The 14305-nt window shown below is 60.5% G+C and carries 11 protein-coding genes; 7 read left to right on the forward strand and 4 right to left on the reverse strand.

The window, feature by feature from the left end:
* Position 1 precedes the first annotated feature (1 nt).
* From tssF to BG83_RS27585, 4 genes are read right to left on the reverse strand one after another with little or no spacing between them, the layout of a single operon-like run.
* Positions 2 to 1882, reverse strand: a complete 1881-nt coding sequence (gene tssF, locus BG83_RS0103750) for a type VI secretion system baseplate subunit TssF (protein ID WP_024975465.1) — start codon at positions 1880 to 1882, stop codon at positions 2 to 4.
* 4 nt (positions 1883 to 1886) lie between these two features.
* Entirely contained in the window at positions 1887 to 2408 is a 522-nt protein-coding gene (tssE, locus tag BG83_RS0103755) for a type VI secretion system baseplate subunit TssE (protein WP_024975466.1), read from the reverse strand.
* Between the two features lies 1 nt (position 2409).
* Complete coding sequence (locus tag BG83_RS0103760) at positions 2410 to 3237, reverse strand: type VI secretion system accessory protein TagJ (RefSeq protein ID WP_024975467.1); 828 nt, start codon at positions 3235 to 3237, stop codon at positions 2410 to 2412.
* Positions 3227 to 3868, reverse strand: coding sequence for a TagK domain-containing protein (locus BG83_RS27585; protein ID WP_024975468.1), 642 nt, complete (start codon positions 3866 to 3868; stop codon positions 3227 to 3229). Before BG83_RS27585 ends, BG83_RS0103760 begins: the two co-directional genes overlap by 11 nt.
* Positions 3869 to 4270: 402 nt before the next feature.
* On the opposite strand from BG83_RS27585, the gene tssH reads away from it, so the two are divergent.
* The 7 genes from tssH to BG83_RS27590 all read left to right on the forward strand — a co-directional run bounded on the left by tssH (position 4271) and on the right by BG83_RS27590 (position 14288).
* Complete coding sequence (gene tssH / locus BG83_RS0103770) at positions 4271 to 6967, forward strand: type VI secretion system ATPase TssH (protein ID WP_024975469.1); 2697 nt, start codon at positions 4271 to 4273, stop codon at positions 6965 to 6967.
* Between the two features lie 57 nt (positions 6968 to 7024).
* Positions 7025 to 7564: a type VI secretion system contractile sheath small subunit gene (gene tssB, locus BG83_RS0103775; protein ID WP_024975470.1), complete on the forward strand. Its 540-nt coding sequence runs from the start codon at positions 7025 to 7027 to the stop codon at positions 7562 to 7564.
* A 49-nt stretch (positions 7565 to 7613) separates the two neighbouring features.
* Positions 7614 to 9107 carry a type VI secretion system contractile sheath large subunit gene (tssC, locus tag BG83_RS0103780; RefSeq protein WP_024975471.1) on the forward strand — a complete coding sequence of 498 codons (1494 nt, stop codon included), beginning with the start codon at positions 7614 to 7616 and terminating at the stop codon, positions 9105 to 9107.
* Positions 9108 to 9242: 135 nt separating this feature from the next.
* Complete coding sequence (locus BG83_RS0103785; protein WP_012762152.1) at positions 9243 to 9728, forward strand: Hcp family type VI secretion system effector; 486 nt, start codon at positions 9243 to 9245, stop codon at positions 9726 to 9728.
* 83 nt (positions 9729 to 9811) lie between these two features.
* Positions 9812 to 10456: a hypothetical protein gene (locus tag BG83_RS0103790; RefSeq protein WP_024975472.1), complete on the forward strand. Its 645-nt coding sequence runs from the start codon at positions 9812 to 9814 to the stop codon at positions 10454 to 10456.
* Between the two features lie 132 nt (positions 10457 to 10588).
* Complete coding sequence (locus tag BG83_RS0103795; RefSeq protein ID WP_024975473.1) at positions 10589 to 13735, forward strand: type VI secretion system Vgr family protein; 3147 nt, start codon at positions 10589 to 10591, stop codon at positions 13733 to 13735.
* 16 nt (positions 13736 to 13751) lie between these two features.
* Entirely contained in the window at positions 13752 to 14288 is a 537-nt protein-coding gene (locus BG83_RS27590; RefSeq protein WP_152543663.1) for a hypothetical protein, read from the forward strand.
* The last annotated feature ends 17 nt before the right edge of the window (positions 14289 to 14305 follow it).

A 14305-nucleotide genomic window follows, 5' to 3' on the forward strand; every position in this document is an offset into this window, starting at 1 on the left:
CCTAGATGACATTACGGCCACCCATGCGGGGCGACCAGCGGTGGATCAGTCCGCGTTCCATCGCGTGCAGCTCGGTTTCCGTGAAGGCGTTGACCGACACATGGCGCGCCAGGAAGTGTTCAAGTACCACGCCAAACAGGTACGGACTGACACCCGAGAAACCGGCCTCATCCACCGTCAATTGGCACTGCACGCCCCGGCCATACAGAATCGGACCCGCCCCCGGCATGCGCCGTGTCACGGGCTTGAGCTTGGAACCGATCAGGCTCTCGATCTGCCGCTGTTGGGCGGTATCGTTGGCCGACACGAACAGCCGAAGCATGTCGCGCAGCCCCTGGCCACCCTGTCGATGGTCGAGATCCATCAGCGACAGGTAGTTGAAGCCCAACTGGCGGATCAGCCGCCAGGCCATCTCGCCTTCGGCAAACGGCGCATGCGGTGCCGATGGCGGGCTGATCAACCCAACCCCTTCCGCCGGAATCGAATCGCGTGAGGTCAGATCACTGAATCCATTGCGCGGCACCAGATTCGCCAAATCCCGGTTGGTCACCATCGCCTCGACCGACAGATAACGCAGGTCGTTCGGGTAGGGCGCTTCGTTCTGGTCTACCAGCGAGAGAAACACCTCCGTGCCTGTGTAGGCTGTGCGGGTGCCGTACTTACGCGCCTGGTCTGAGATCAACCGCCGCTCCCGACGCACAGAAAAGTACCGGCCATGGTTGCCCTCATCGCTGTTGAGCGTGGCAAACAGCGGCCGGAAGTCGATCGGCGTACTGTGCTCGGTCACCTGGCCCGAGAGCTTCTGTACCGAGAACACCTCGTAATCAAGCGGGCGTCGCCGGTCGGCCACCAGGTGGAATTCCGTACGGCCCGGGCTCACCTCCATCCGATCGGTGCGCATCGGGAAGAGGTTGACGACCGGTGTGCAGAACAGCGCGAACTGGCTGGCATCGACCTGGCTCACCAGCGCACTCGGTGCCTTGGAGAGCAGCACCACAAGCTCCGCTTCGCGGCCGTCGATCTTTGCGAGGCCCCGCGCAAGGCCATCGAGCCCGAAGAAGTAAAAGCGCTGCGGGCATGTGAAGTACTCATGTACCAAGTTGTGCCCGTGGAATTTGTTCCAGGCCAACGGCAGTGCGCTTTCGTCGGGTGCCATGCCGACATGGCTGACGGCGTTGTCCGTGACGGCGGTTGGACGTTCATCCATGGCGCCAGGCTTGCCGATGAGTGTCGCGCAGCCAGCACTGTGAAGCAGCTCGAACAAATGCGAGGCAATCTGATCATTGCCACTCAGGTAGACGGGCAAGCGATCCAGGCAGGCCAACTGGCTGAACTTGACATCGTGTGTGAGCCGCAACCGCAGGCGCAGTGCGCCTTGTACGCTCACATGCGCCGGCAGATAGCGCTCCATGCCCTGAATGTCCGGTGGAATGCCGGTAAGCCGCGCTTCCGCAATCTCGATTGGCCACAGCGTCAGGGGTTGGGTGGTGCGGAATTCGCACTCGGTGGATTCGCCAGGTGGTGCCTTTGCCAGCAAAGCTGTGCCACGCTGTATCGAAACCCCGCGCACCAGATCGCCTTCCGTGCGACTAGGGTAGAACTGCGCTACCGCAATGGCCGGCGTCGGCGCTACGTAGTTCGGGTAGACCACCTCCAGCAACCGTTGCGTGAAGCGTGGGAATTCCGCATCCAGCTTGATTTGAGTGCGCGCCGACAGCAGACAGAACGCCTCGATCAGGCGCTCTACATAAGGGTCCGCCACCTCGATGCCGTGCATGCCAAGGCGCTTGGCCACCTTCGGGTGCCGCCGGGCGAATTCACCGGCCAGCTCTCGCATGTAGACCAATTCCCGGTTGTAGTAATCCAGCAGTTGCGGGTCCATGGTCTCAGTGGGCGTGAAGTGAGCGGACGTTCATGTGGCCAGTTTCCAGATCAAGCGAGCTCTGTGCGGTAAATGCCATCGGGTACGGGTCCATGTGGATCAGTCCACTGATCTCGAACAGCAGCACGTTGTAGCGCGTTGGCGCACCTTCTTTGAGCAATGGCTTGACCTCCAGGGAGCCAGGAATGAGCCGTGGCTCGAAATCCAGAATCGCGCGGCGCACGATCTTGACGATGTCGGTCCACTTGTGTTCCGACAGATAGCCGCCGGCCACGGGCGGTACCCCGTAGTTGATGGTGGAACTTGCCGCCTCTGGGTAGCGTGTCCGATCGATCTCGTCTTCGCGATTGGTGGTGTTGAGCAGGTAAGTCAGATCGCGTTGGAGGATCTCGCGCATCTGCGTGCGCGTGACCGTGTATTCGTTAGCGGCTTCCGTTTGCCGCTGTGGTGCATCGTCCCGCAACCGGTCAAAGAGTGTCGGCAGCAGTCGTGCATTGGGGCGGATCGGTGTGCGGTGCCCTGACACACTAGTTCTCCAGCACGAGCAGGGTCACATCGAGTAGCCCAATGTCTCCCTGATCCGTTGCCCATGTTTTTTGGCCCCAGCCCAGGACACCCGTCTCACCCAACTCGGTCCAATGGGTCTCGCGCGCGAGCCGGGTCGTATCGTTGCCATGCTCAGAGCCGGGATAACGCACCGGTATGAAGCCCCGACAGACCATGCCGTCTGCAAGTGTCACGGTGACCGGGCGCCAGACCAAGTCGAGCAGGCCAGTCACTGCGCTCATCTCCAACCTGCGCGTCTGGATAAACGGCAGCCAGGCATAACGGCCCGCCGAGATGATTTCGCAGGTGGGACCAAGACGCGTATCGCTATCGCTGATCCAGGCAAAGGTGCCCGCATTGTGTGCGCCGGATGCCGTAGTTGCGTCTACAAGGGCAAGGTTTCGGCTATGGTCCGCTTCTTCAATGTTTCCTGACGCCGCCTGTGCCAATGCCTTGTGCAACGGCTCCATCCAGGCCGGCGGGCTTAGCAGTGCACCGGGTTCGCGCTCTCCGTTGAACACGCCCTGACGAAAAATCTCCGCCCGAATCAGGTTGCGATAAGCGTGGGCCGTCTGCGCAAAGTCTGGCGTCAGTTGGGTTGCGACTTGCAATTGCTTGAGCGCGCGCTCCCAGTCGCCCGTTACGCACAACCATTGAAAGAGTTGCCAGCGTTCTTCAAACGCGCCCGGTTGCTGACGCACGCGCACTTCGGCGTTCTGCAGTGCTTGCGCAACCGAACCGCTGTGCTGGAGAACGGCCGCCAGTCCCGAGGTCGACGGCGGATCCAGAAGCAAGGCATCAGTGGTCATGGGTATCCGACTCCTGTTGGTGTGTCGTGGCTGGTAGGTAGGCACTGTCCATCGAGACGAGGTGGTGCTCGCGGCGGGTCAGCGTCGCCGTGATACCGCGTCGCTCCGCGATCACGATGTCGCCCGCAAAAAGATGCAGAACGTCCGGCATCGCCGGGGTGGAAAAGAGCGGTTGCAAGTCAGTGAAGTTGTCCGCATCACCGATGAGGCTCTCAATTCGAGGCCGGCCAATCAGCATGTCAAGCAGGCTGTCGGTTGCTGGCTGCGTACCTACCTGTAGCGGATCGGCAGACGTTGCATCAGCAGAACTGGCAATTGCACCATCGCTTCGTGCAGGCACCTGATGCTGGTAGTAGGCATTGGCCAGCTCGGGGTTACGTAGCACCGCATCGGCCTCGCGGCTGAGTTGCATCAGCACATCTTCAGGATCGCTCGCCGCGGTGGGCGGCGACTGGGTGAGCTCCATGCCGCCAACGCGTCGAAGGATCGAGAAGGGGTCGCCAGCGTCGGGTACCCAACCCGAGGTGTCGTCGGTGGGCACCAGGTCATCGAGGATGCCGCGCTGCGCCGCTGGGAACTGCTGGTCACCCATAATTTCTACGCCCAAATTTTGATAAATGGCGCAGATCATAATCGGAGTTGTTCCCAGTCGGAAATGGCAGGAGATCTCCCGATCTTCTAGTTATTGGGGTCTGAATTTAATTTCAATAATATCGAGATTGAGCGATTGGGGCGTTTAATAAATAAGCAATCAGGCTAACCCTAGATTGGCCGCAGATGACGGGTGAATTTTTGTCAATTTTTCGGCGTGATATCAACGCCTGTGGCGATTCCTCTGTTCTTTTTTTAAAAGCAAGAAACGCTTTGAAAAGCTATGCAAAATTCAGTTAAATGTGATTTTGCGTGATTTATATAGAAGCTTATTTCAATTGCCAGGGTGCGATTTTGCCCATACGCTTCCCTCCAAAAATGAGAAATGAATTCAGGTCGCCACGCATGTGTTCGGTGGCCATTTGGGGAGTTAAAGAGAGCAATGGACATTTCACGTCAGGCGCTATTTGGCCGACTCAATCCGAGTCTTTTCAAGGCAATCGAGAGCGCGACCGCCTTCTGTAAGCTCCGTGGCAACCCATACGTCGAGCTTGTGCACTGGTTGCATCAGCTACTGCAAGCATCCGATGGTGACCTGCAGCGCGTGCTGAGACATGCCGAAGCCGATTTCCAGGCACTTGAGGCTGATCTTGCTCGCGCACTATCTTCGCTGCCAGCCGGCGCCAGTTCCATCAGCGATTTCTCCTTCCAAATCGAAGCTGCTGTCGAGCGCGCGTGGGTGTATGCCACGCTTGCATTTGCCGACGACCGCGTGCGCGGTGCCTATCTGCTGACCGCGCTGCTCAAGACACCGGAACTGCGCCGCACCGTTCTCGGCATTTCCAACCAGTTCGCCAAGGTGCGAGCGGAGGAGTTGGTCGACAGCATTCCCGCGCTGATCGCGCAATCCCCCGAAAGCCAGGAAGCGGTCTACGATGGCAGCGGCCTCGCGCCGGCCATTCCAGGCGAGGCGAGCGGTGCGATGGCCCCTGGCGGTACGGGCAAGAGCGCACTCGCCCAGTATTGCCGCGACCTGACGGAAACCGCACGCGCGGGCCAACTCGACCCCGTCATCGGCCGCGAGCACGAAATCCGTACCATGACGGACATCCTGCTGCGCCGTCGCCAAAACAACCCGCTGCTGACCGGCGAGGCCGGTGTCGGCAAAACGGCCGTCATCGAAGGCCTGGCTCAGGCCATCGCCGCTGGCGACATTCCCCCGAGCCTCAAAGACGTCCGCCTGCTTAGCCTCGACGTGGGTGCGCTGTTGGCCGGTGCCAGCATGAAGGGCGAATTCGAAGCCCGTCTGAAGGGTGTGCTCGAAGAGGCCACCAAGTCGGCCAAGCCCGTGATCCTGTTCGTGGACGAAGTGCACACCCTCGTCGGCGCAGGCGGCCAGGCCGGTACGGGCGACGCCGCCAACCTGCTTAAGCCTGCACTGGCCCGTGGGGCCCTGCGCACGATCGGTGCCACCACGTGGAGCGAATACAAACGCCATATCGAGAAAGACCCCGCGCTCACCCGGCGCTTCCAAGTTTTGCAAGTGATGGAGCCGCAGGAAGCCAACGCTGCCGCCATGGTGCGTGGCCTGGTGGGCACCTTTGAAGCTCACCACAAGGTCTTGATCCGCGACGAGGCTGTACGTGCCGCCGTCAAGCTCTCGCACCGCTACATCCCCTCGCGCCAGTTGCCCGACAAGGCTATCAGCCTGCTCGACACCGCGTGCGCGCGCGTCGCCCTGTCGTTGCACGCACCGCCCGCCACCGTTGAGTTGGCGCGGCAGCGTTTGGCTGCTGCCCAAGCCGAATCGGCCTTGCTTGCCAAGGAAGCCGCGTTCGGTAAGGCAGATCGTCGCCGTATCGTCGAGGTCGACAGTGTGATACGCGAGATCAACATCGAACTCGGTCAAGCCGAAGCCCGCTGGCAGCAGGAGCGGGGGCTCGCCACCTGCATTCTGGAGCAGCGGCAGGCCATCGACGCCGTGCCGGAAGGGGCGAGCCAGCCGCCGGCCGCACTGGCCGACCTCGAAGCCGAGTTGCAGTCCGCCCAAGGCGAGACACCGTTGGTGTACACCGAGGTGGACGAAGCTGTGGTCGCCGCCATCGTGGCCGATTGGACTGGCATCCCCGTCACCCGCATGGTGGCTGACGAGATCGCCACTGTAGTGGCCCTGCCGCAAACGCTGGGCACACGCATCATCGGCCAGGACCATGCGCTTGCCCAGCTTGGCGAGCGCATCCAGACCGCGCGCGCCCAATTGACCGACCCCAATAAGCCCTTCGGCGTCTTCCTGTTGGTCGGCCCCTCAGGCGTCGGCAAGACCGAAACCGCATTGGCCTTGGCCGATGCTCTCTACGGCGGCGAGCAGAACCTCATCACCATTAACCTCTCCGAATTCCAGGAATCGCATACCGTCTCCACCCTCAAAGGTGCACCGCCGGGCTACGTCGGCTATGGCGAAGGAGGCGTGTTGACCGAAGCCGTACGCCGACGCCCCTACAGCGTTGTCCTGCTCGACGAGGTGGAGAAGGCCCACCCGGACGTCCACGAAGTTTTCTACCAAGTCTTCGACAAGGGCTATATGGAGGACGGGGAAGGGCGCCACATCGACTTCAAGAACACGATCCTGCTGCTGACCAGCAATGCCGGCTCTGACCTGCTGACCAGCCTGTGTGATGACCCGGCGCTGCTGCCCGAACCCGCCACACTGCGCGACGCGCTCATGCCCGAGCTGCGCAAGACGTTCCCCGCCGCATTCCTCGGTCGTCTGGTGGTGGTGCCGTACCTGCCGTTGGCCGCCGACAACCTCGGCCGCATCGTCCGCCTGCACCTAGACCGCGTGGTCAAGCGCATGCGTGAGCAGCACGACATCGCGCTCACCTACGACGACGCCGTGGTGACGCACATCGTCGAGCGTTGCCCGATCGGTGAAACAGGCGCTCGCCAGCTCATCAGTTTCATTGAACAACGTATCCAGCCACAGCTAGCCAAGCTTTGGCTGGGCGCGCTGGCAAGCAAACAGCCACTCGCCACCATCCACATCCAGTTGGTCAGTGATGGCGTCGAGTTGGCTTACCAAGCCGAATACCTTTCCGGACGCGGCCTAGAACCGGTCATTCCCGCCGCCGAACCGGCTTAGCGCCGGTGGCACCTTCCTCAAGCACTTCCTCTTTATCTAACCCAACAGGGGAGAATCATGTCTGTTATGAACAGTTCGCAAAAATTCATTGCGCGCAACCGCGCACCACGCGTGCAGATCGAGTACGACGTCGAAGTTTACGGCTCGGAAAAACGCATTGAGTTGCCCTTCGTGATGGGCGTGTTGGCCGACCTGTCCGGCAAACCCGCTGAACCACTGCCGCCGGTGGCCGACCGCAAGTTCCTCGAAATCGACATCGACAACTTCGACGAGCGCATGAAGGCCATGAAGCCGCGCGTGGCGTTTGCCGTGCAGAACACGCTCACGGGCGAAGGCCAACTGATGGTCGATATGACCTTCGAGAGCATTGAAGACTTCTCGCCCGCCGCCGTGGCTGGCAAGGTCGACGCGCTCAGGCAACTGCTCGAAGCCCGCACGCAGCTGGCCAACCTGCAGACCTACATGGACGGCAAGTCCGGCGCCGAGTCGCTCATTAACCAACTGCTGCAAGACCCGGCCCTGTTGCAAGCACTGGCCAAGGCACCGAAGCCTGAGGTGACGCCGGTTCAAGCCGAAACCGGACAGACCGACGCCTGAGCCACCCGGCTTCTTGCCTTCCTGACTTCCACTATTGAGCGAGCAATCCATGGCTTCCGCACAACAACAGAAACAACAGAGCGTCGCAACGGCTGACCAGTCCGACTTTGCGGCGCTACTGAACCGCGAGTTCTCCCCCAAGACCGACCAAGCCCGCGAGGCCGTTGATCTGGCCGTCCGCACCCTGGCCGAGCAGGCGCTCGCCAGCACCTTCACCATGAGCGACGATGCCTACAAGAGCATCGAGGCCATCATCGGTGCGATCGACTCCAAGCTCTCCGAGCAGATCAACCTGATCCTGCACAACGAAGACTTCCAGAAGCTGGAATCCGCCTGGCGTGGCCTGCATCACCTTGTCTCCAACACCGAGACCGACGAGAAATTGCGCATCCGCGTGATGGATGTGTCCAAGGAAGAACTGCGCCGCACGCTGCGCCGCTACAAGGGCATCGGCTGGGATCAAAGCCCGTTCTTCAAGCGCATCTACGAAGAAGAGTACGGCCAGCTCGGCGGCGAGCCGTACGGCTGCCTTGTTGCGGATTATTACTTTGACCATACGCCGCCGGATGTGGAGCTGCTCGGCTCACTCGCCAAGATCTCCGCTGCCGCACACGCCCCGTTCATTGCTGGCGCATCGCCATCGGTACTGCAAATGGATTCGTGGCAAGAACTGGCCAACCCGCGTGATCTGTCCAAGATCTTCCAGAACCTGGAATATGCCCCGTGGAACAGCCTACGCAACTCGGAAGATGCCCGTTACGTTGGTCTGGCCATGCCGCGTTTCCTCTCGCGCCTGCCGTACGGCATCAAGACCAACCCGGTCGATGCCTTCGACTTTGAAGAGGACACCGACGGCGCCGACCACCGCAAGTACGTGTGGAGCAACGCGGCGTACGCCATGGCTGTCAACATCAACCGCTCGTTCAAGCAATACGGCTGGTGCACGCTGATTCGCGGCGTGGAGAGTGGCGGCGTGGTTGAGAACCTGCCGTGCCACACCTTCCCGACCGACGATGGTGGCGTCGACATGAAATGCCCGACGGAGATCGCCATCTCGGATCGCCGTGAGGCTGAGCTCGCTAAGAACGGCTTCATCTCGCTGGTGCACCGTAAGAACACTGACTACGCCGCCTTTATCGGCGCGCAGTCGCTGCAAAAACCGGCCGAGTACTACGACGCGGATGCCACGGCCAACGCCAACCTGTCGGCACGTCTGCCGTATCTGTTCGCCTGCTCGCGCTTCGCGCATTACCTGAAGTGCATCGTGCGCGACAAGATCGGCGCGTTCAAGGAGCGCGAGGACATGCAGCGCTGGTTGAACGAATGGATCATGAACTACGTGGATGCCGATCCGGCCAACTCCTCGCAAGAGACCAAGGCACGCCGCCCGCTGGCTGCCGCCGAAGTCGTGGTCGAAGAGCAGGAAGGCAACCCGGGCTACTACAGCGCCAAGTTTTTCCTGCGCCCGCACTTCCAACTGGAAGGTCTGACCGTCTCGCTGCGGTTGGTGGCGCGCCTGCCGTCGGTTAAGGAAGCTGCGTAAGCCTGACCCCCAGCTTTACCCCTGAATCCAAGGTGGTTCCAAACGGACCTGTTACCGGCAGGTCCACGGGGAACTGCTGCGGCCTTTGTTAGCAGTACCTGACGAAAGACTCAATACAACAAAAGGAGCTTTGCAATGGCACAGGACATCTTCCTGAAGATCAATGGCATCGACGGCGAATCGCAAGACTCGTCGCACAAGAACGAAATCGAAGTGCTGGTGTGGGACTGGAACATCGAGCAACAGTCGAACATGCACGCGGGCAGCGGCGGCGGTGCCGGCAAGGCCACCGTGTCGGACCTGTCGTTCGAGCACTACGTCGACCGTGCATCGCCCAACCTGATGAAGTACTGCCTGACTGGTAAGCACATCGACCAAGCCACGCTGGTAGTGCGAAAGGCCGGCGGCAACCCGCTGGAGTACCTGAAGCTCACGATGAGCGATGTGATCGTGACCAGGGTGGCACCGCGTGGTGCCGCTACCGACGAGGCACGTGTGCGCGAGAAGGTGGCGCTGTCGTTCTCCAAGGTCAAGCAGGAGTACATGGTGCAGAACGCCCAGGGCGGTAGCGGTGGTGCGATCACCGCTGGCTATGACATCAAGGGCAATAAGGAAGCTTAACTAGGCTTGTCCATCCGACGTGAACAACTGTCGGGTGGGCTGTGCTTCAGCTACCAATACACCAAGAAATGGGAGCCTAAACAATGAAACGCAAACTGATTCTGGCAGCCACTGTGCTGCCGCTGCTGGGCCTGGGTGCATGCGCGCCTGTTACCAAGTCGCTGTATTCCGAAATCTCGCAGAAGGAATACAAGGACTACTCGGAAAATGTGAGCCAGATTCTGGTGGCCAGCAATGGCTCGAAGATCGTTGTGCTTGGATCGCAGTACCACTACATCCTCGACACGCCGCCGCGCTTGGTTGAAGTCATGGACTCGCCACTGCACCCCAAGGTAACGGCGCGCATGGAACAGTTCAAGGTGACGCCGGAGTCGGACATGACCGGCGGTTTCACGCTGTCCTTGCCGGCGAATGCGAGCAGCGAGGACCAGCGGCTAGCGCAGGCCTATGGCTTCTCGAAGGACGCCAGCGGACGTATGACGCAGTCGTTCCTGTTGAGTGGCAAACGCTATAGCGCCAAGGGGTTCACGATGCCCTCGGCACTGGCCAAGAAGTTCAACCAGACCTACAGCGTGCAGATTCGTGAAGAGGTGCCGACCGGCGGTAAGGCCGCGCTGGTGCTGCTCACCCCGCTGACGGTTGCTGCCGATGGGGTGTTGACGCTCCTGGCGATTCCGCTGGTGCCGCTGGGCGTCGCAGGGATGGCCGCTGCAACAGCTATGAACTAACGACGTACCGGGAAGCGCGGTATCAGGGGCAATCAGAAAGCGTGTATGTCCCGCCCATCTGACGGCAACAACGATTGGATGGGCAACGGCACCGGTCATTGTGGTGGTGTCTCAATCATGAGGAGTCGAGAGATGGGCGCAGCAGAGCAGATTTCCAACTTGGTGGGCAGCCACCGCACAGTCAAACCGAAAAGCAGCGCGATTCCCGAGTTGCTGGGCGCGCCGCAGTTGGAATTCGTGCGCGTCACCGGTCGCGAAGCCCTGAGCGAATTGTTCACCTACACGGTGGATCTGCGCCCCGTCTCCCTCGCCGCCGATCAGTCCATGCTTGAGTCCGATCTCGATGCCGCCATCGGCCAAGAGATGACGTTGTCGATTGAACTCGATGGCATGGGCGAGGGGTTGCTGGGCGGCATTGGCGCGGGCGAGCGCCAGATCACCGGCCTGATCACCGCCGTTGAGTTGACAGGCGGCGTAGATAGCAACCGCCTCTATCGCTACACCCTGCGCCCCTGGCTCTGGCTCGCCACCCAGACCTCCGACTTCAAATCGTTCCAGAACAAGTCCGTCATCGACATCTTGGACGAAGTGCTGGCCGACTACCCGTACTCCGTCGACAAACGTCTGGACACCAGCGTCTTCCCCAAGCTGATTTGGGAAGTGCAGCACGGTGAGACCGACGCTCACTTCATCCAGCGCCTCACTGAAGAATGGGGCATCACCTACTTCTTCGAACACGACGGTGGTCATCACCGGCTCGTGCTCGTCTCTGAATCCGGCGCTTGGAAGACATTCCCCAGCCAGGCGTATCACGCGCTGCCGATCTACCCGCAAGGTTTCAAGGTCGACCAAGAGCACCTGACGCGCTTCGAGCCCAAGAATCGCCTGCGCACCGGCCGCGTCACCCTCAAAGACTATGACCCGCGCCAGCCCAAGGCCGACCTGACCGTCAGCGACAGCCTGCCGCGCGACACCCACTTCTCAGAATTCGAGCGCTACGAATACGAACCCGGCATCTACGACAGCCGTGAAGCCGGCAACTTCCGAGTGCGTATCCGCGCGGAAGAGCGGCGTGCCAAAGGCCGGCGTATGTACGGCGCAGGCAACCTGCGCGGTATCGCCGCAGGCTGCACCTATCACATCAGCAACCACGACAGCGACGCGCTCAACCGCGAAGTGCTCATCGTCAGCACGGAGCTGACGCTCGAAGACGTTGGCCTGACCAGCGGCACAACACAGCAATACACCTGCCGCGTCAAGCTGGAAGCCCACCCCACCGACGAAGTCTTCCGTCCGGCGTTGACCGCCCACAAGCCCCGCGTCCAAGGTATCCAGCGCGCCGTCGTCACCGGCCCCGAGAACCAAGAGATCTGGACCAACGACCATGGCTGCGTCAAGGTCCAGCTCGAGTGGGACCGTTACGGCCAGTATGACGAAAACTCCTCGCCCTGGATCCGTGTTGCCAACGGTTGGTCCGGCGACCAGTTTGGCGCCATGCACGTGCCCCGCATCCGGCAGGAGGTGCTGGTGTGCTACCTGAACGGCGATCCAAATACACCCATTGTGATGGGGCGTGTCCCCAACCAGCTCAACATGCCGCCCTGGAGCCTGCCGACGCAGCACGCGCTCTCTGGTGTGGCTAGCAAAGAACTTTTTGGGCAACGGCGTAACCACCTGCTGATGGATGACACGCAGGGCCAGATTCAGGCCCAGTTGTCTTCCGATCACCAGACCAGTCAGCTCAACCTCGGCTACTTGACCAGCGTGCCCGGCAACCCCGGGCGCAAAGACCAACGTGGCGAAGGTTTCGACCTGCGCACCGATGGCCACGGCAGCGTGCGTGGCGGCAAGGGCCTCTTCCTCACCGCAGAAGGCCAGATCAACGCCGTGGGCGGTCACCTCACGCGCGATGAGTTCATCCGCTGCTTGGAAGCCGCGCTCGAAACCGCCAAGTCATTCGGGGACTACAGCAGCCAGCACGAAGCAGCAAAGCCAGACACGGACCCGCAAGGCAGCTTGACCAAAGCTGTTCAGGAATGGGATGCGGGAGCCAACAACCACAAGGAAGCACCGGGGCATGGCGGCCAACCGCTGCTGGGTGCCTACGCGCCGGCTGGCATGGCCCTCGCCAGCCCGCAAACCATCACCAGCTACGCCGGCAAGCATATCGACACCGTGTCCAAGCTCAACCAGCAGTACACGGCCGGCCAGCAGTACGTCGTCAATGGCGGCTCCGGCATCAGTCTGTTTGCCCACAGTGGATTCTGGAAAGGTATCGCCCACCGCGGCAAGCTCATTCTGCAATCACAGAGTGATGGCATGGATCTCAACGCTAAAACCGACGTGGTGGTAACCGCTACAGACGGCAGCATCCTGGGCAATGCAAAAAGCGGCATCACGCTCATGAGCGGCAACGCAGGTATCCGCATTGCAGATGGGTGTGTGGACATCTTTGGGCCTACACGTGTGCATGCACATACGGGGCACTTTGATGTGCCTGGGCCTGAGGGTATCCAAGGAGCACTGCCTCAGTTCGACTCGGGGGATACCGGGCGTAAGTTCCGCCTGATCCGGCCGGCGGATAGCCTGCCGGTAGCTGGCACGCCCTATCAAATCGTCAAGCAAGACGGCAGCGTCGTAAAGGGCGTCACCAATAGTCTGGGCGAAACCGGTCTGCATGAGTCTGAGGCAGCAGAGGCGTTGTCGATCTCCTTTGGTGAGGAGCAGCCTAGCCAGGAAGCAAGGATGGTCCGCACCTCGTTGACGTTGGGCGACGACAATCGGATGCGCGACAACGGGTACCAATACAAGCTGAAACAGTCGACCTACCAGATTAAGCGGGCCGCCTACTTGCCTGTCGAGGGCGTCGGTGCCCTTGGCGTGTTCATTATCTATGGAAATCTCAGCCTGAAATCCAGCGGGCCTGGCGATTCTCTGTGGGTAAACGGCATGGGCCTCACTAGCGCTAGCAAGAAGGGTAAGGTCGTTTTCTTCGCCAAGGCATCGCTGCGAATTAACGGAATTGACGGCACTCCCACCCCCTTGGGGATAAACAATGAAGCAGGTTATTGGCCAAAGGATGATTCGCTCCCCATTGGCACGGCAACCCTGAGGCTCCCGCCTGCAGACCCGTCACTCAAGGTCGAGTTGGTACTCAGTGGAGGTTATGTCTATGAAGGCGACGAAGGCCGTGCCGTGCCCGGTCCGTCCCAGGGATCGATCGTCATACCGATCGAGAGTGTCTATGTTGAAGGAAAGAACGGGAGCATTAATGTCTAGAAATCGAGCTTGGTTGTTGTCTCTGTTTCTGGCGGGTGCGGGGATTCTCGGCTGCACAGACAGTGGCGCAGGCGCACGATCCGTTCCACAACAAGTGGAACGGGTTTCAGCGCAATCGAGTGAAATAACCTCCCAAGCCAAGCAAGCATCGACGCCTGAGTCAAAGCGCGCCTTCTTGCTGGCACAACAAGCGAGTGAGTTTGCCAACCGTAAAGACTACGCGGGCGCGTTGAGCAAGCTCGAAGAAGCGATCGCGATACGCGGCAACGTGCCCGAGTTCTCGATGATGCGCTGCATGTTGAGCGAGCGCATAAGCAACCATCCGCAATTGGAATGCTATGCCAGGGTCGTGCGGACCTACGAGGTGAATGGCGCGCTTTGCGAAAGCAATTTGAACTGTGTGGTTGCCGCATCCATGGCATCGCTTCCAGAGGCACAAGCCTATCAACGCCATTATCTTGAAGCCCCGAGATCAGTCGCAGATCAAGAGCTTACAGACATTGTTCTGAAAGGGTTCACCCGTGAGAAATATCTGCACACCATCTTGCCCTGATCAAGTTGCGCCCATTG

Source organism: Ralstonia pickettii (assembly GCF_000607165.1).
In the GTDB taxonomy this organism is placed as follows: domain Bacteria; phylum Pseudomonadota; class Gammaproteobacteria; order Burkholderiales; family Burkholderiaceae; genus Ralstonia; species Ralstonia holmesii.